Source organism: Pseudomonas shirazica, assembly GCF_015168335.1.
Lineage (GTDB): Bacteria > Pseudomonadota > Gammaproteobacteria > Pseudomonadales > Pseudomonadaceae > Aquipseudomonas > Aquipseudomonas asiatica.
Genome location: NZ_CP063456.1, coordinates 4,065,666 through 4,082,091, shown reverse-complemented (window position 1 = coordinate 4,082,091; position 16,426 = coordinate 4,065,666). Strand labels below are relative to the sequence as shown.

Below are 16,426 nucleotides of genomic sequence, written 5' to 3'. Positions count from 1 at the left end.
CTCGAGCATTAGCGATGGAACCCTGATGCTGCTAGATTGCCATCATTGGTTCTGAGTGCTCATGCCATGCGTATCGACGGTTTCTCATCACAGTCCTATCCGATCAAGCGCACGCCGCGCAAGGCAGCTGTGCGTGACGAGGCCATCGATGATGCCGAGGTGATCGAGGAGGTCGAGACCGCCCCTCAGGAAACCACCGCTCGCCGCCGCAGTGGTGGCCTGCCAGCACGCCAGCAGGACATGATCTTCCCCCGCGCCCGTGACCGCCGCACCGCTACCGCATTGGCCAGCTACCTGAGCACTGCCGGTTTTACCGACTGGGACATGGAAGTACTGGGGCTCGACCTGTACATTTAGTGGATGAGTCCATCACCACTGCCTTATTTTCTCGGTTGCCCGTCATGGAGCGAAAACGCCTGGCGCGACTACCTGTATCCCGCCGACGCCAACAGCGGTGAAATGCTCGGCTACTACAGCCAGGTGTTCAACGCCGTCGAGGGCAATACCACTTTCTACGCACGCCCCGCACCAGGCACTATTGCGCGCTGGGCGCAGATCATGCCCGAACACTTTCGCTTCACTGCCAAGTTCCCCCGGGACATCAGCCATGAAGGCGACCTGCGTGATCAGCTGGAACCGGCCTCTGACTTCACCCGCCTGATGGCCCCGTTGGGCCAGCGCGTAGCGCCATACTGGCTGCAGTTGCCGGCCCAGTTCAGCCCAGCACGGCTGGGCGAGCTTTGCCACTTCCTTGACGAAGTCGGAGTGCCGGTGGCCGTGGAGGTGCGTAACCAGGCTTTCTTCGCCAAGGGTGAAGAAGAGCGGTTGCTCAACCGCCTGCTGCATGAGCGCGGTGTGGAGCGTATCTGCCTGGACCCGCGCGCCTTGTTCAGCTGCACCTCTCGTGAACCTGCCGTGCTGCATGCGCAGGCGAAGAAGCCCAAAGTACCGCCTCGCCCGGCAGCCTTCACCCAGCACCCGCAGGTGCGCTTCATCGGCCACCCGCAGCTGGAGGCCAACGAGGCCTTTCTTACCCCCTGGGTGGACAAGGTCGCCGCCTGGATCGAGGAAGGCCGCAACCCCTACATCTTCCTGCACACCTCGGACAACCGATTGGCCGCGGCATTGGCCCAGCGCTTTCATCAACGCCTGATGCAGCGCCTGCCGGGCCTTGCCGCGTTGCCGGAATTGCCGCGCACCCCCGCGGTCGAACAATTGGGGCTACTCTGACCTTCCCCTGACTGCCGGAGGTTGAACCATGGATGTGCAAACCCTGCGAGCCGAAGCCTTCAAGGCCCTGCACGAGCGTGACAGCGCCTTCGTCATCCCCAACCCGTGGGATGCCGGCTCGGCCAAGTTGCTGGCCAGCCTGGGCTTCGAGGCGCTGGCCACCACCAGTGCAGGCCTGGCTTTCAGCCTGGGCCGTCCGGACGCCGAAGGCGCCTTGAGCCTGGACGATACCCTTGATAATGCCGGGGAGATCGTCGATGCCACCCCGCTGCCGGTGGCTGCCGACTTGGAGAACGGCTTTGGTGACCTGCCCGAAGATTGTGCCCAGACCATCCTGCGCGCTGCCGAGGCTGGCCTGGTAGGCGGTTCCATCGAAGATGCCAGTGGCCGCAGTGAAGCGCCCATCTACGACTCCGGGCTGGCCGTGGAGCGCATTCGTGCAGCTGTGCAGGCAGCGCGTAGCCTGTCGTTCCCGTTCACCCTGTGCGCCCGGGCAGAGAACCTGCTGCACGGGCGCATGGACCTGGACGACACCATCCTGCGCCTGCAGGCCTATGCCGAGGCCGGTGCTGATGTGCTGTACGCGCCAGGGCTGCGGACTGTCGAGGAAATCCGCGCGGTGGTGCAGGCCCTCGCGCCGCGGCCGGTGAATGTGCTGATGGGCATGGCGGGCGTGCCGCTGAGCGTCAACCAGTTGCAGGACCTGGGTGTACGCCGCATCAGCGTCGGCTCGTCGCTTGCCCGTGCCGCGTTGGGGGCCTTCCACCGTGCCGCGCTGGAGATTCGCGATGAGGGCACCTTCGGCTATGGGGAGCAGGCGCTGCCATTCGCCAAACTCAACGACCTGTTCCGCCGCTGATGAGGGCCGTGCTGGCGTTGCTGGCCAGCCTGTCGCTGCTTGCGGGGCTGGCCTGGCACCTGGGTTGGCGGCTGCCCGCCGCGTGGAACCCGTGGGCGCCGCTCGACGTGCGTCAGCCCCCCAACCTGCTGACCCCGTACAAGTTGTCTCGCCTTCGCGATGACCCGACGCTGTGTCGCCTGGCACTTCAAACCAGCCAGCTGCGCTACCGGGCACAAGCCGACAGTTCGGCTACTGCCAACTGCCCATTGCGGAACGTATGGCGTATCGACGGTGGTCAGGCGCGGCTCGGCGGCAGCTTCCTGGCCAGTTGTCCGTTGGCAGTGGCGTATGCACTGTTCGAAAACCATGGGCTGCAGCCTGTGGCGCAACGGGTGTTGGGGCAGCCGGTGGTTCAGATCGACCACCTGGGCAGTTTTGCCTGCCGCAATGTCTACCACCGCAAGCAGGGCCGGCTGAGCCAGCACGCCACGGCCGATGCCCTGGACATCAGTGGCTTTCGCCTGCGGGACGGCCAGCGCATCGTCCTTGCGCGGGACTGGCAGGCGGGCGGGCAGAAAGCGGAATTCCTTCGTCAGGTGCAGCGGGCGGCCTGTGATAGCTTCAGCACGGTACTGGGGCCGGACTACAACGCTGCACACCACAACCACTTTCATATGGACATGGGCCGCTGGCAGATCTGTCGCTGAGCGTGGGCGCGTTCAGGCGTGGGCGCGCACGTTGTTAAGCACCACCGGGCGTGCCCAGTGGATGTCGAACTCCAGGTCGTTCTGTTGCTTGGCCAGGGTGGCGTCATCGAACGGTTCGGGCGCCGGGTCCAGCAGGTTGGTCTCGAACTCGGCGATCGGCAGGAACAGCGAGCGCGGAGCAGGGCCGGGGCCGGGCTCGGCAATCGGGTGACCTTGGCTCATCACCACCGGGCGTAGCCAGCTGTTGCTGATATCGAGCTGGCGCTGCTGCTCGATCAGCTCGACTGCGCTGAACGGCTCGGGGGCGGGCGGCAGCAGGTTGGCTTCGAGTTCTGCCTTGGGCAGGAACAGTGGCTCGGGCGGTGCCACGATGGTGTCATGCACCGGGCAGGCACGCTGGGCGTCGATCAGGGCTAGCGCCCGGGCGCCGCCGATCGGCTCGCCACTGCTCTGGTCGTATTGCACGAACGACTGGCTGACGCTGTCTACCGGCTCTTCCTGCTGCTCGGCCATGGCCCGGGCAAAGAAATCCTGCCACAGGTGGCTGACGCCCCCGAGTGCCTGGGTGTTGTGCTGACTGTAGTTGCCGACAGGCGACAGGTAGGTCAAGCCGATGGGAAGAGTATCTGACATGGCAGTCGCGCGCGTTGTGCTCTGGCAGAATAGCGGGATATTGCCTGTATCGGCCGAAGTAGCCGATACATTAACGGCTGGGTTCAATTTCTAGGTGTGAATGATGGAAGAGCAGGGCACAGGTATCCGGGTCGAGGCGTTGTCGGCTGAATTCGAGGCGCAAGCTGCTGCGTGGGCCGAGCGCCTTGAGCTGCCGCTGCAGGACGATGCTGCCGGGTTCGCCGTGCAGGTGGGCGTTGATGGCTTGCAGATCCAGCAATTGGGCCCGCAGGCCCCGGGGCCGGTGCGGGTGGACTTTGTCGAAGGCCAGGCCGCGCACCGGCGCATGTTCGGTGGTGGCAACGGGCAGATGATCGCCAAGGCGGTGGGCATTGCCCAAGGCGTGCGTCCGCAGGTACTGGATGCCACTGCCGGGCTGGGCAAGGACGCGTTCGTGCTGGCCAGCCTGGGCTGCCAGATGACCCTGATCGAGCGCCAGCCGCTGATTGCCGCGCTGCTGGAGGACGGCCTGGCGCGGGCCCGTGCGGATGAAGAGGTGGGGCCGATCGTGGGGCGCATGCGCCTGCTGACCGGCAACGCCATCGAGCGCATGCGCGCCTGGGAAGGCGAGGCGCCACAGGTGATCTACCTCGACCCGATGTTCCCGCACCGGGACAAGAGTGCGCTGGTGAAGAAGGAAATGCGTGTGTTCCGCCCGCTGGTCGGTGATGACCTGGATGCCCCGGCCCTGCTCGAAGCCGCCCTGGCGCTGGCCAGCCACCGGGTGGTGGTGAAGCGGCCGCGCAAGGCGCCGATCATCGACGGGCCGAAGCCGAGCCATAGCCTGGAGGGCAAGTCGAGTCGGTATGACATTTATCCGAAGAAAGCGTTGAGAGGCTGATCGCAACTGCGAGATCATCTTGTCAGTCTGGCCTCAATGCTAGTCCATGCGGATTTTTGCTACTTCCTTGTCGATGTAATTACCTGTGAAATCATCGAGATTTTTCGAACGTGGCCTTCTTCTGGGCCACGTAGACGACGGCTGATCTGGCCTGTTGTAGAAGGTAGAAGTGGTCGGGGCACCGTTGCTACTGTATTTGGCCTTAAATTCTTCAAATCTTTTTGTTACTTCTTCAAAACCTTTTGTTACATCTTCAGGGCTGATTTTTGCCGCGTCGACGTATCGTGTTCTGCCATTGAATTCGTCACGCGTAAGGCTCGTTAAAATGGATTCTTGGGAAGTGGCGTTGAGGATTCTATTTTTACCTATTGTTCTTACTTCGGGGGATTGGGATATTGCCTCCTTCATCCCTTTAACTTTTTGGGCTGCAAAGTGTCGTGTAAGTATTTTGTATTCTCGGGATGTCAAACTGGGGTTGTTCTCGTACAGGCGAAGAATGATGTTTTTTGCGCGGTATCCTCCGGTCACGAATTTTAGTATCGAAAACATACCGCTAGGATCCGATCTGTTAATGGGATCATTGGTACAGTAAGCGTAAGCATTGATTCCCCCTTTTTCGAATGGGGACAAGCTATCTGCACTGTGAAAGCGCATCAGTCCCACGTTGAACAAGCGATGGCCATTACCGAGCAGGTAACCGATGGCTGAGGGTAGCCAGGTTTGCCCGGTAAAGCGGGACAGTACCTGGTAAGAGGCCGGTAAACTGTCATTGCCATAAGGGCTGTAGGCAATGGCCGTTTGGCTTCCTGCATGGGCGGTAACTGTCGACGCTTGGGCATCGGTGGCCAAAAGCTGTGTTGGCGTGGTTTGGTTGGTCGTTTCGCACAGATTCTGGTGGTTGGCGCTGACGACTGTGAAATGAGCACTGCCTGAGTGCACTGTCGAGAGTTTGCTGCCCTTGTAAAAAAGTTTGAGTGTTTGCATGGACATGGTCGCGTTCTATTGCGGACGAGTACATGAGAGTCTGTCAGGAGGGGGGCTGGTCAGATACTGGCAAAAATGTCAGGTAGTGCGCCGGTTGGGGCGCAGTAACTGGCATACGGGGTTCTACAAAGTGACCGCGTATGCCAGAAGGTGCTTTCAGGGTAGGTAAGCTCGCAAGAATACCCCCACCACCTCGCGCACATGCGCTTCTGCCTCGTCACCTTCCAGCGGCCCGGCACACCCCAGCAGCAACCGATAATCCGGCGCGCCCTTGACCAGGCAGAAGAAGTGTTCGGCAGCTCGCAGCGGGTTTTCGATGCGCAGCAGCCCGCGCTCATGCGCCCCGCGCAGCAAAGCTTCCATCCCCGCCAGCACGCGCTTGGGCCCGGCTTCGTAGAAGTACTCGCCAAAGCTCGGGTCGAGGCTGCCCTGGGCCATGATCAGGCGGCTCAGTTTGACCGCTTCATCGCTGCTGATCAGCGCCTGGAAACCACGGGCAATGGTCAGCAGTACCTCTTCTACCGGCACACCGTCGGGGTACTCGAACAGCAGGTCGGGCAACTGGATCTGGCAGGTTGCCATGACCGCCGAGCCGAAAAGCGTCTGCTTGTCGGTGAAGTGGCTGTATACGGTGAGCTTTGAAACACCTGCCGCCGCAGCGACCGCATCCATGCTGGTGTTGGCGTAACCGAGGCTGAGGAAAAGGGCTTTGGCTGCTTCGAGAATTGCCTCGCGTTTGGCCAGGTCCTTGGGCCGGCCCGGGCCGATGGGTGCGTCGTTGGACATTGTGGTCTGCATCTGGTTGGAGAAACACCATCTTAACGGTTCAGGCGCCATCCGGCTAAAGCCTGCGGGGAAAACCTGTGTGGCGGTAAATTGACGAGATAATTTTAACGTGTGTAACTTCGCGCCATTCGTCGATTAGTTGACTTTTCGTCGCATGCAGGAGTGCCCTCATGGGGGCGCCCGATGAGCCCAAGACATTGATTTTCAGGGGCGGGACGGGGTGAGCATGGCTCCCATCCACAGGGGGCTTGAGGTGCTGCCTGCCGGCGCGAGGGACTGGCAGCAGGCAAGGTTCGCCTAGACTCCACCGAAGGGTCTGTAGGAAAAGGCTTACAAGGGGAGGACATGGAACGTTTTTCATGGGAGACAGTAGGAGCAGCCTTGTGCTGCGAAGAGGCCGGTACAAGCAATAGAGAGGCTTTGTCAGTACCGGCCTCTTCGCAGCACAAGGCTGCTCCTACAGAACCTCGCCGAACCAATGAGTCATGTTTTGTTATATGAGCCGGCTTGCCGGCGATGGGCCGCAAAGCGGCTCCACTTCGCTTAACTGACTGGCATTGCGCTGCGAGGGTGGTTTCCAGGCCACCCTCGCAGGTTTCACGTACGCAGTGTTTCAGGCGCTGCCGTTGAAGATGTCGCTGTTGAAGATATCGACCCCGACCAGGGTGATGGTCGTCGTCTGCCCGCCGGATTCGGCAATGGAGATCCCGGTGATCGAGTTCATCAAGGAAACCGAGAACCTGGCCTACGACGTCAAATTGCAGTTCAGTGCGACGCTGACGGACAAAGATGGCGACTCGGCGAGTAGCACGTTCGACGCCAACCTGTTCGCCAACGAATCGGACAACGCACCGTTCGACTTCACCCTGGTTGGCACGACTGGCCAGCGCGATGCCTTCAACGTCGACCTGTCGACCGATCAGCTCCTCTACCAGGTCAGCGGGTTCGATGCTGGCGCGGGGCAACGAGACACGCTGGTGCCCAATGGTGATCCGAACGCCGTCGTCCAGTCGATCGACAACACTGGCGCAGACAGCATCTGTAGCGAGGCTTCGGTCGGGTCGGGTACCCCGAGTCCTATGCCTTCGGCAACCTGATCGGAACCGGAAGTATCCTGCCGCAATATGGGTTCTGGGACAGTACGATCGGCGCCGACGGCCTGGGGGCTACCGGTCTGGCCTTTGAGGTCGACGGCGGCCCCGTTCTCGACGAGTACGCGGTTGTGATCCTGTGTGGTGGTGTACTCGATCTTACGTCATTGACGACGGTCGGGTTCGCGGTGGTGAACATCAGGAACAGGTTCTGGCCGGAGGGGGCGTTGGCCAGGCTGAATAACAGGTCCTGACTGGTGCCGATGAACACCTTGTTCAGCAGATTGAGCGCGTCGTCGGAGTTGCTCGTGTCCGGATGCTTCAGCGGTTGGTATTCCACCGTCCAGATCTTGCCGCCGCTGACGGGCGATCCGGTTTCTTCGATATAGCCCGCGAAGATGATCGCGCCTGTTGGCCCGCCAGCCCGGCCCAGCACGATGTTGTTGTCTGCAACGAGGTCGTTTCGTCCAGCGTCACGCTCACACCGGTCGCGGTGATGATCGGCGCGCTGTCTGTGAACGAGGCCGTGGCCCTCACCACTGCCGGTTGTCGAGGCCTGACCACAGGCCTCTGTAATAGACCTCCACTATGGCGAAGCGCCATGAGCTGCGCATCGGCTGATACTCCTAGGCGGACTGGGAGTATCGGACTATATGGCCCTGGCGCCGGGAGCCCGAAGGCGCACGGTCACATGCCGTTCAACGCACGCCTGCCGTCGTGGCTTTTCACGATCAATGGGATCGTCATGCTTACGAAACAGGAGCTTACGAGGGCGATGGTCAGTATGGCAGAGACCCTTTGTTCATCGAATCAGAGATTTCATGAAAACTGGAGCACGGGGGGAGAGATTTGAGGATTTTAAATATAGTGAACATTTATCCGAAACAGCCGAATGGCATCGCCCTCCGGTGGGGGAGGGTATCAGAAGAATGTGGTAAGTAGGATAAAGCGCGAATTAATGGCTGAGGACGGTGGTAAGGGTTTGGGGAGGATTTTACCTAAATATCCGTTTGGATTTTTCGTTGCCGGCAAATCCTCTGGATACCTTTCTCTGTTGTGTATTTTGTTGCCATCCAGTCTAAAAGCTCCTGTTTTGGGATGGTGATTAGTCCATTGAGATAATCCTTGTCGCTCCGGCTAAGTGGTATCAAGACCTTGTGTTTAATTAAGTCTTCAAGCTCGCTGATAAACAGCTTGTGTAAGATGTGTGCTTCACGGAGCGTAATGTATTTTTCGTGGTGCTCGATAACTTTCTCGGCGTCGGACTTCGTTACTAAGATGGATGATATGAGTTGTGTGTAGGGTACGAAGTTGGTCTTGATGTATAGGTTAAGTGCCATTTTTGCTGAGCATTTCATTTTTTTGGCTAAATCATGCAGCTTAATAAAGTTGCTTCTCCAGGTGATCGCGCTGGGTAAGCTAGAACCCACGCAGTACTTACGAGTTGGGGCGTCGCTTTTGCCTCGATAAAATTTTGCTTCAATGATCCCCATGTCCGCCAGTAGTCGCATATCTTTGACGTCAAGGTCAAGTTGCACGGCTGCATCAGCGAAGGTCATTACAGATTCAGCTAATGCTTCTAGTGAAGAGTTACTCGACTTGTCTAGATATTGTGTAAGACTTTCCGGGATTGAGGCGCGGTAATAAATTTTTATCTGAAGACGGAATGGTAGCATGACTACTTCGCATGGGCTTGATGCTAGTAATGAGTGGATGTGCCGATAGCTTAAACCAGAGGTTTTTGCAATTTGGGCGGCCGTGATGTAGGTGTTTGCAAATTGCTGCACCTCTTGCATTGAAACTAAAGCCTGCTTGTGAGTGAGCAGCTTGAGGCTTTTAAAGTACCCGGCTTTAGCGAAGGTTGCCACGTAGGTAATAGGGATCTCAAGAAGCGACGAAGCGTCGTTCAATGTTATAAGATTGGCTTCTTGTTTGCTATCGGGCAGGCAGTCAATCGTATCCCACTGAACATCTGATATGTTCCAAAGCATCTCGCAAAGATTTCCGCTATGAGTTAGGCAGCGATATTTCGGTGCCGTTGGGTCGATTTCAAGCAAACCTTCAGATATCAGTTGCGCTCGGTTATGAATGCTGCAAGTCAGCGTGATGGCATCTGCGAATCTGAAGTTTATTTTCGAGCAATCACAATTTGGGTCATGACTTTGAGGCTTACTTTGCTGGGCTTGGTATAAATATTGAATAGCGTGCGTGCGCAAGTATTCATTCTTGCTACAAAGCAGCGGCGTGAGGATGGCACGGCGATGCAGAGAAGGATAAAGTTCCTGAATTTTCCCTATCGCTTCAAAGAAATTTTGCCGCCCACCGGAGGCGATTTGGAAACAACTATTTGTGATCACACTGTTATTATTGGTGGTACGGAAGTGCTGGAAAGCAGCGATGCAGTCTTCCGCAAGATTGAAAAAATGGCTGTCATGACTCGCAAGCGCTTGGCTTATCAGTTCATGGTGGTCAGCTGCTTCCACTACTGATGAGGACATACGCAGATCGTGGCCGCAGGTGCAGTGGTAATCGCGCAGTTCCAACCAGTTTAAAGGCTTCAGGCAGGCAGGGCAGGATGTGATATAACGCTCATGATGGATTGGGCAGGTGTCTGACCAATTGAACATGTGCATATTATTGAGCATGCCCGATCGACAGCATGAGAGGCAAAGTGCCAGGTTTTGACGCAGCGAATGTCCAGAAAAATTTATTCCTTTATAAACTATACATGTATCTCTGCCATTGCTTTTGATTTCAAAAAAAGCGGTGGCTATCTTATCGGCTTCTTCGGCTGTGACCTGATCTTGATCAGTCAACAGCTTGTAACTTCTACATCCCTTCCAAAGGCAAGTTCCTGGAGTGTGCATCCTTAAGTGGAACTGCCGGTTAATGTCTAGTAGTGTGCGGTAGCCATTTTTCTCGCAGCACCTATACATTAAGCTGATGGAGCTTTCATCTTCACCAGGAAGGGGGATAAATGATAATTTGTTCATTTCGGTTTATTACTCATGATCAGCTTTCTCAGGTGGGCAAGGTTTAGATTGAACGGATCGTCCATCGTAAGTCGTTGCTCCTTCTGAATGAGCTGGGCTGCGATTGAAAAGTCCCGACGCGTCAGATTGCCATCTGCACGCTCTAGAGCCTCGCGAAGAGCTGCGAACAGCCAGGTACGCAAAGCGCGGAGATTGCCTTTGGTGAGGACATAAAGTGCCAGCGCATTCGTTTCATCAGTGAGGGCACCCATGTCAGAAAACGCCATTTTGCTTTGAATCTCAGCGTTAAAAGCTGATAGCAGTCCCAAATATTCCCCTTGCTTTTCTGGCGTGGCAAGCGAGAATGGTTCCAGCCTAGCCCGATATGGAAAACGTCCATCGAGCCCCGGGTGGAGAGCAATAATTTTCTCGAACTCAGGCGTACCGGACAACATGATCCCGCCCTTGAAAAAATCGGAGAGAACCTTCATCCAATCGCAAATGCTTTTCTGAGTAGCCGCCGCGCCTACTCTTGCAGTATGCTGCCACTCGTCAAGTACGATAAACTCGGTCTTATTTGTTTCGAGTAAGCGTTGTAGTCGGTAATCCAAAGAGGTGAATGAGCTGTACGATCGGTGAGCCTCGAATGCGTTAAGTAGGGCTACCACCACCCCCTTCACTGTTACTTTGTCTGGAATTCTGCAGTAGACGACTGGGCGAATCGTCTGAATGCCCGCTTCATCATGGACAGTCTTCTGGGGTTTAAATTCGGACATGACATGATCGCAAATCCTTGTTTTGCCAGTCCCTGATTCACCGAGCAACATAGCACAGGCGGGTTCACCACGCAGGCGGGTTGCTTCGAATGATTGATGGATAATTTCTATCGCTTTTTGAAAGCCCGTGTGTCCGATGGTGAACTTTGAAAATTCGGCTAGCTTAGTTTTCGATTCCACGTTCATGATTATCCCCAGTATGGACTGAGAAAGTCTCGAAATTGACCTCGGGGGCATTTAAGAGCCCAACGAGATCACCAGAAGAAGCTTTTGCCGGAAGTTTACTTTTTGGCGTTGAACGAGGTTTTGACTTCGCCTCAGTCTGCTTATGCCCTTTATTAGAGTTCTTCTTCTCGTTGATTTTTTCGCTCAGTTCACACAGTCGCTCGCAGGCTGTAGTGTCATCGAACTCCGCATTTTGAGCTTTGAGGTCCTCCAGCAAAAGAGAATGCTCACTTACCGTCAGGCCTTCTTGGTAAGATGGTCGGGTAGCGTAAGCCGGTTGCCAATCCATGGGAGTGTCCGGATGTGCGACCCAGACCTGCCCCAAGTCACAGGGGTTATAATGAATAATAGCCTTTTGCTGCTTCTTAAGACGTTGTGCGATTTCCGGAAGCCCTGGTCCGGTCCATTGCAATTTTTTCCACTTCACTCTCCCACCTTGCAACCGAAGCCTCAAACTTCCTAGGAGCATATTTTTCAGCTCCAGTTCATCGAAGCGCTCAAGTGGCAAGCAGTTTTTCTGCATTTCCTCATACTTTTTTTGAGGCGTGCAATTAATGCCGCTATGCTTTGTGTCGTGGTACGCTTCAAGCCAAATCGCAAAAGCCTCCCGCAGATCACTAATCGTAAGGCATGCTCGTTGATCTGAAGGATAATCTCCACGTTCAGTCGGTGAACTTTTGCACGTCCCAGGAAGGTTATGGGTAAAACCCTTACTTACTGTGCCAAAAAAACGCTCCATAAAAGCCTTTGCATCGCAGTCGCCTACTGGTACATAGTCCAAGGTAATCCCGAGCAAGTCGCATGAATTCTGCACCCAATTGTTGAAACACTCGACGCCATGATCGGCGCTGATTGTGCCAGGATTACCGTAGTTCACGAGCATACGCATAGTCGCTCGCATCATCTTCTCTGCACATGGCGCACCGATGCCGATGTCCCAGCCGACGCACATTCGACTCACTAGTTCCAAGTGGGCAGATAGCGTAGGCCGGCCCAAAACATTTCCTTCAGTATCAATTGCGAAGACATCCATGTGATGTGTATCGAAGTGAACCATCGCTCCTAATTCACTTGGGACATGTAGATGTCCTCCAAATTTATTCAGCTTGCGCGCTGCTTTAGGGCCATAGCGCCGGCTTGCAACAAAAAACTTATCCAGGGCGTTCACTCGGCGACGGAGCGTCGCATAAGAAGGTATTCTAAAGGGCAAGGAACCGGATTTAAGACGGAGCTTGTTTTCTGCCCTGATATGGCCTTTAAGCAGCAGGTATGTGTGAGCTAGCGACGGGCGCTCCTCAGTCAGATAAACAGTGTTAATGTAGTGTTTGATATGATCCTCTGTTGGCGAAGAGAAGTGTTTGCGGCGTGGTTTGCTAGACTGCGGCAAAAGCGAATAAGGATCACAGCCATTGGCAAGATAAATTTTTTTACGTTTGGCCAACGTTGAGTAACTAGGTACTGAGCTGAAGTTTCCTGACTCAGCCAGTGTTCGGAGAAGATTTTTAGTTTCTTTCCGCGGCAATGTGCCACCAAATTTCTTTAGGCAGGTTTCCAGAATTTGGATCTGTTCGCGGCAGAAGAATTGTTTATCAGTCGACAGGGACAAAAACCTAGCCTCACGACTGATGTGAGTCATGGCGGGTTGGTGTAACCGCAGCACTCCTCGCACTTCCATGTTGGCGAAATCAGTGTGATTCACATAACGATGATGGCGGTGAGCTAACGAGCAAAGTCCGATATCGTCGTCACAAATGGAGATGATCTCGTAAATCCGACCATCCAGCTTGTATTGTGCCCCAATTTTTGGGTCTGAGATTGTCATGACTTACCCCAACTATTAGCGAGGAAAAGTGCTCGTCTCAATTCGGGTATCAAAAATTTGCTCGAAGTCTTAATTTGCCACGCTCTTGTCCGGGCCGGGCGAAGTATGGCTAAGGGCAGTGTTCGCTGAGACAAATTAACGCTCCACGTAAACCTTTGTAGCGGAGTGTTCTGCTGGTGAACGGACCAGGCTAATACTTACAAGATTATATAAGTTGACCGCCTGCCTTTTAAAATTTTTGATCACAGCATCAGCATCGATTTTGCCCGTTTTGCAGTCATCGATAAGCATTTGAATAACCTCCCTAAGGGTATGTCCTTCGCTAGTCTGAATCAGGTAAACCTACGATACTGGTCATTGTGAGAGGGGAAAAACCATCGAATGATAGCTTCCGATCAAATAGTGCTTTGTAATAGGCGCGATAACTAACCTTGGTCGAAAGCAATAAGCTTCCAAGGGAGGTGGGGAAGCGAGTGTTGAGCAATTCATTTTGCAGTAATCCATATTCGTCACTGGTTACATTGAAAGAATGGTTGTAAAGGAACTTAAGGTTACGAAGCGTGAATCCTTGTCGAATTGATTTTGCATCCGCCAATCTCAGCGAGTGCCCAAGAAGCTCAAGTCTGCGTTGCGCCATATACAGCTTTTCTCTACAAGCTGAAGAAATGACGTCAAAGTCAAGCTTGACTTCGGTGTAGTAAAACTCTTCAGTGGTTTCAACAAGGAAGTCCGGTACATAGGATATGATTGAGTTTTGCCCCTCTAGCTTGATTGCAGGCAAGCCAGTCATGTAACGCACAACCGTGTGGTCTGCCTCCAGCAAAATGCAGTAATCAGCTTCTAGAACGCTGTTGCAAGCGAACTGCCGACCATTTTTTCTCGAAGGGAAGAACACCAGATGTTTGCCATAGTGGCTCGCAGCGGTTGGTTCGGTAAACTGGGGCAATTTCTGCATTGAGGTCACCATCTTGGCAATGTCGCGAACCGGATGAATAAACCTGGAATCAAGAGGTTTATGTTCCTGCGTTTTGCTCATCATCCGTGTTCGGCATGCACTCAATTTTGCCTAGCGTCTCAGGGACGTCTGGGGTCATCACACAGGTCGTCACGTACCCTTCATCAACAATGATCGTGATGGTGCCAGTGACTAGGCGGGGCAGATCTTTCGCCTGAGCATGATCGTTGTCGAGCTTGGTGCGGATTGCGGCCCGCGCATCGATTGGATTTCTCTGCTTCATTTATATGCCCTCGCCGTACACCATCTTCTCGCCCCAATCCATTACTGCGAAATCTCGAACAGGGCGTTATAGCAGGTAGTAATTATCATGCCTAATCGCTATGGCTTTAGGCCATGTAAACTATTACGGACTTCACAATTGCGTATGTCTCTATTATCGTGTGTACAGCTTCACAAGTCTGTGTGCGATTTCAGCTTACATTTGGAGTTTTACTACATTCCGCGCAAGGCTCTAAATCGATGGTCTCAGTAAGGCCTGTTAGCTGGTTCATACCGCGCATCGGAGGGGCGGGATTAGGAGGTAGAGATCGTGTGCATCGAAGATCTCGATACGTTCTCTCGCGGGCTTCGCGGGTTGACCTTCACTCATGCCGTCGCAGAATGCATCGGATGTCGGCGTTCGCCTGGTGCCATCGCCAGCTGGTGGCGCCAGCAGCATCCAGGGTGCCCATGGGAAAAACGATGGCAGATGGAACGCTTACGGGCGGGTGCCAACATTGAAGAGTCGGTCCTGGCAGATCTGTGTGGACTCAGTGTTGAACTGTCTGACCTTTATAACAGTCCCTTGTGGCGCACCGTGTCTAACCTTATGACAGCTCGGGCTTGCGATGAGCTCCTCGACACAGTCAGAGTAGGAGGCAAACGACTCGACAGTAAAATCGGGACATTCAGCGAGTTGTTGCTGGATCGCGTTGATCTGCCATGCCTTCCAATCCACTTGGCTCTTCTTTTTAGTGGTCATTACAGTTATGGCATTTATCGCTCGTTGTTAACTAAAAATTTTACCTATATGTATGCGTGGTGCGGTGTTCAATATCCTTTTGGTCATATTAGAGCGCAGTTACATGAGCAGCTCAGCCTGTATTTTCAGGAGTCTTTGAGGCCTTGGCCGAGGGGTTGGGCAGGTTGGGAAGTTTTTCAACAGCTTTATTTGTATCAAATTGAGGAACTTAACAGCTGGGGTTGGCTGGGCGGCCATGCGGGTTGTTTGGCGATGCTCGTGTGGAACTTGTCCGACAAGGAGTGCTCTTCGCTGGATTATTGCTTGGGGAAGAATATCGAAGAATGGCCAGTGCCGATGCCTGTTGCGTTTGAAAAAAAGTGGCAGCGCAAGTGGACAGTATGGGAGGAGAATCCGGTGAGCTTGAATGGAATAGAATGCCCGCTTCCCGATGTCCACGGGGGAGCTGAGCGGATGTCAGTCGGCATGCTGAATCAACTCAAGGTGATTTCGCTAGTAGACCCGGCAGTGGACTTTTGACTCTGCGAAAAGCTCGACAGCAGTGACTGTAAATGAGTTATTTGATGCATCATCAGCCGCAAGTTACGCTGATCTTGACGTCGATCCAACAAGTAATGGCGGGCGCGTTCGCGCAGTATGGAAAGCTGGTGTTCCTGCTTTGCCAAGAGCGCTCGCGATTGCTGTAAGTCGCTCTGCAGCTGTTCGACCTCCTGAGCTTGGCTGCGGACCTCTTTCAAGCGATGCTGCTGGTCAAGAGTGAGTCGCTCCAGCTCTCGGTAGACTTGACTCAACTCTTCCTGCTTCAGTGATAACTGCTGCTGACGTTCGCGTAGTTCATGCTGCAATCCTTGAAGCTGCGTTTCGTATCGTTGCGTGTCCTCTCCGCGCTGCCGTTGGGCGTTCTCGCGATAATGGCTCAGGGCCTCTCGTGCATGCCGGTGCTTCTCCTCCAGCGATTCAATATGCTGGGCACGCTCGTCCAGTAACGTCTCCTGGTATTGAGTGCTTGCCAACAAGCGCTGCCGTTCTCCCTCAGTGGTCTGTAAGCGCTCGGCGAGTTGGAGGTTTTGATCCTGTACGCCCTGATGCTGCTCTAATAGTCGCTGATGATTCTTTGAGAGTTCGTCCTGACGTGCGGCATCCACCTGACGTTGATGCTCATAAGCCGCCTGTTGCCGCTGGAGTCGCGCACGGTCAGCTGTCACGCTTTCCTGGGCTTCGAGTGCAAGGCGCTGGGCAAGGCTGACGATGTACGCTTGAAGTTCGTCGCTGAGGCTAATCGCCGGCGGGGTCGGTTGCTGTTCAGCCAATTCCTTCAGGTAGCGCTGAATCGTACTTTTAGAGCCAGTGTGGCCAAGCTCTGCACGGATTGCTTCAATACTCGGCCGCTCTTGGCGGGCGAGCAGGGTATCGCGGGCCTGCTGAACCAAGGCTTTGTTTATCCCAGTACGAGCCATTTTTGGACTCCGACAAGGCCGGTCGTGTAGCCAGTATGCGCGA

The 16,426-nt window shown here is 54.8% G+C and carries 15 protein-coding genes and 2 pseudogenes; 7 read left to right on the top strand and 10 right to left on the bottom strand.

Going from position 1 to position 16,426, the window contains the following annotated elements; translation table 11 throughout:
• Positions 1–66: 66 nt before the first annotated feature.
• The 4 genes from IMX18_RS18855 to IMX18_RS18840 are packed head-to-tail and all read left to right on the top strand — an operon-like array spanning position 67 to position 2,778.
• Positions 67–357: a hypothetical protein gene (locus IMX18_RS18855; protein WP_003259832.1), complete on the top strand. Its 291-nt coding sequence runs from the start codon at positions 67–69 to the stop codon at positions 355–357.
• A 3-nt stretch (positions 358–360) separates the two neighbouring features.
• Positions 361–1,230, top strand: coding sequence for a DUF72 domain-containing protein (locus IMX18_RS18850; protein WP_015269168.1), 870 nt, complete (start codon positions 361–363; stop codon positions 1,228–1,230).
• Positions 1,231–1,258: 28 nt separating this feature from the next.
• A complete protein-coding gene (locus tag IMX18_RS18845) occupies positions 1,259–2,089 on the top strand; it encodes an isocitrate lyase/PEP mutase family protein (protein ID WP_015269169.1) in 831 nt (276 codons plus the stop codon).
• A complete protein-coding gene (locus IMX18_RS18840) occupies positions 2,089–2,778 on the top strand; it encodes an extensin-like domain-containing protein (RefSeq protein ID WP_015269170.1) in 690 nt (229 codons plus the stop codon). The genes IMX18_RS18845 and IMX18_RS18840 overlap by 1 nt, the downstream gene beginning before the upstream one ends.
• 12 nt (positions 2,779–2,790) lie before the next feature.
• On the opposite strand, the gene IMX18_RS18835 is transcribed toward IMX18_RS18840, so the two are convergent.
• Complete coding sequence (locus IMX18_RS18835) at positions 2,791–3,411, bottom strand: hypothetical protein (protein WP_039612814.1); 621 nt, start codon at positions 3,409–3,411, stop codon at positions 2,791–2,793.
• A gap of 103 nt (positions 3,412–3,514) precedes the next feature.
• Between IMX18_RS18835 and IMX18_RS18830 the strand changes: the two genes are divergently transcribed.
• Entirely contained in the window at positions 3,515–4,291 is a 777-nt protein-coding gene (locus tag IMX18_RS18830) for a class I SAM-dependent methyltransferase (RefSeq protein WP_015269172.1), read from the top strand.
• A gap of 39 nt (positions 4,292–4,330) precedes the next feature.
• Here the strand turns inward: IMX18_RS18830 and IMX18_RS18825 are convergent, their stop codons facing one another.
• Together IMX18_RS18825 and IMX18_RS18820 are read right to left on the bottom strand one after the other, a co-directional pair.
• Positions 4,331–5,281 (bottom strand): RHS repeat-associated core domain-containing protein, encoded by a 951-nt coding sequence (locus IMX18_RS18825; protein ID WP_081013998.1) that lies wholly within the window; start codon positions 5,279–5,281, stop codon positions 4,331–4,333.
• A gap of 150 nt (positions 5,282–5,431) precedes the next feature.
• On the bottom strand, positions 5,432–6,073 hold the full coding sequence (locus tag IMX18_RS18820) for a TetR/AcrR family transcriptional regulator (protein WP_015269174.1): 642 nt from the start codon (positions 6,071–6,073) through the stop codon (positions 5,432–5,434).
• A 686-nt stretch (positions 6,074–6,759) separates the two neighbouring features.
• Between IMX18_RS18820 and IMX18_RS18815 the strand changes: the two are divergent.
• Positions 6,760–7,158 (top strand): annotated as a pseudogene (locus tag IMX18_RS18815) (hypothetical protein); the annotation flags it as partial.
• Between the two features lie 157 nt (positions 7,159–7,315).
• Here the strand turns inward: IMX18_RS18815 and IMX18_RS18810 are convergent.
• From IMX18_RS18810 to IMX18_RS18785, 6 genes and pseudogenes are all read right to left on the bottom strand, one after another.
• Positions 7,316–7,600 (bottom strand): annotated as a pseudogene (locus IMX18_RS18810) (DUF5801 repeats-in-toxin domain-containing protein); the annotation flags it as partial.
• A gap of 550 nt (positions 7,601–8,150) precedes the next feature.
• Complete coding sequence (locus IMX18_RS18805; protein ID WP_137163126.1) at positions 8,151–9,968, bottom strand: hypothetical protein; 1,818 nt, start codon at positions 9,966–9,968, stop codon at positions 8,151–8,153.
• Positions 9,969–10,141: 173 nt separating this feature from the next.
• Positions 10,142–11,086 (bottom strand): TniB family NTP-binding protein, encoded by a 945-nt coding sequence (locus tag IMX18_RS18800; RefSeq protein ID WP_170978815.1) that lies wholly within the window; start codon positions 11,084–11,086, stop codon positions 10,142–10,144.
• Positions 11,064–12,947: a DNA-binding domain-containing protein gene (locus tag IMX18_RS18795; protein ID WP_217190054.1), complete on the bottom strand. Its 1,884-nt coding sequence runs from the start codon at positions 12,945–12,947 to the stop codon at positions 11,064–11,066. The genes IMX18_RS18800 and IMX18_RS18795 overlap by 23 nt, the downstream gene beginning before the upstream one ends.
• Positions 12,948–13,269: 322 nt before the next feature.
• Positions 13,270–13,983 (bottom strand): PDDEXK family nuclease, encoded by a 714-nt coding sequence (locus IMX18_RS18790; RefSeq protein ID WP_137163129.1) that lies wholly within the window; start codon positions 13,981–13,983, stop codon positions 13,270–13,272.
• Positions 13,961–14,185, bottom strand: a complete 225-nt coding sequence (locus IMX18_RS18785; RefSeq protein WP_137163130.1) for a hypothetical protein — start codon at positions 14,183–14,185, stop codon at positions 13,961–13,963. The genes IMX18_RS18790 and IMX18_RS18785 overlap by 23 nt, the downstream gene beginning before the upstream one ends.
• Positions 14,186–14,494: 309 nt before the next feature.
• On the opposite strand from IMX18_RS18785, the gene IMX18_RS18780 reads away from it, so the two are divergent.
• The gene (locus IMX18_RS18780; protein ID WP_137163131.1) at positions 14,495–15,445 is read left to right on the top strand and encodes a hypothetical protein; all 951 of its coding nucleotides are present in this window, start codon (positions 14,495–14,497) and stop codon (positions 15,443–15,445) included.
• On the opposite strand, the gene IMX18_RS18775 is transcribed toward IMX18_RS18780, so the two are convergent.
• On the bottom strand, positions 15,400–16,383 hold the full coding sequence (locus IMX18_RS18775; protein ID WP_137163132.1) for a DNA-binding protein: 984 nt from the start codon (positions 16,381–16,383) through the stop codon (positions 15,400–15,402). The genes IMX18_RS18780 and IMX18_RS18775 overlap by 46 nt on opposite strands.
• Positions 16,384–16,426 lie beyond the last annotated feature (43 nt).

What these genes read in the sequence shown, in the direction of transcription:
- IMX18_RS18855 (WP_003259832.1), top strand. Translation starts at nt 67, where the DNA reads ATGCGTATCGACGGTTTCTCATCACAGTCCTATCCGATCAAGCGCACG.
- IMX18_RS18850 (WP_015269168.1), top strand. Translation starts at nt 361, where the DNA reads ATGAGTCCATCACCACTGCCTTATTTTCTCGGTTGCCCGTCATGGAGC.
- IMX18_RS18845 (WP_015269169.1), top strand. Translation starts at nt 1,259, where the DNA reads ATGGATGTGCAAACCCTGCGAGCCGAAGCCTTCAAGGCCCTGCACGAG.
- IMX18_RS18840 (WP_015269170.1), top strand. Translation starts at nt 2,089, where the DNA reads ATGAGGGCCGTGCTGGCGTTGCTGGCCAGCCTGTCGCTGCTTGCGGGG.
- IMX18_RS18835 (WP_039612814.1), bottom strand. Translation starts at nt 3,411, where the DNA reads ATGTCAGATACTCTTCCCATCGGCTTGACCTACCTGTCGCCTGTCGGC.
- IMX18_RS18830 (WP_015269172.1), top strand. Translation starts at nt 3,515, where the DNA reads ATGGAAGAGCAGGGCACAGGTATCCGGGTCGAGGCGTTGTCGGCTGAA.
- IMX18_RS18825 (WP_081013998.1), bottom strand. Translation starts at nt 5,281, where the DNA reads ATGTCCATGCAAACACTCAAACTTTTTTACAAGGGCAGCAAACTCTCG.
- IMX18_RS18820 (WP_015269174.1), bottom strand. Translation starts at nt 6,073, where the DNA reads ATGCAGACCACAATGTCCAACGACGCACCCATCGGCCCGGGCCGGCCC.
- IMX18_RS18800 (WP_170978815.1), bottom strand. Translation starts at nt 11,086, where the DNA reads ATGAACGTGGAATCGAAAACTAAGCTAGCCGAATTTTCAAAGTTCACC.
- IMX18_RS18795 (WP_217190054.1), bottom strand. Translation starts at nt 12,947, where the DNA reads ATGACAATCTCAGACCCAAAAATTGGGGCACAATACAAGCTGGATGGT.
- IMX18_RS18790 (WP_137163129.1), bottom strand. Translation starts at nt 13,983, where the DNA reads ATGAGCAAAACGCAGGAACATAAACCTCTTGATTCCAGGTTTATTCAT.
- IMX18_RS18785 (WP_137163130.1), bottom strand. Translation starts at nt 14,185, where the DNA reads ATGAAGCAGAGAAATCCAATCGATGCGCGGGCCGCAATCCGCACCAAG.
- IMX18_RS18775 (WP_137163132.1), bottom strand. Translation starts at nt 16,383, where the DNA reads ATGGCTCGTACTGGGATAAACAAAGCCTTGGTTCAGCAGGCCCGCGAT.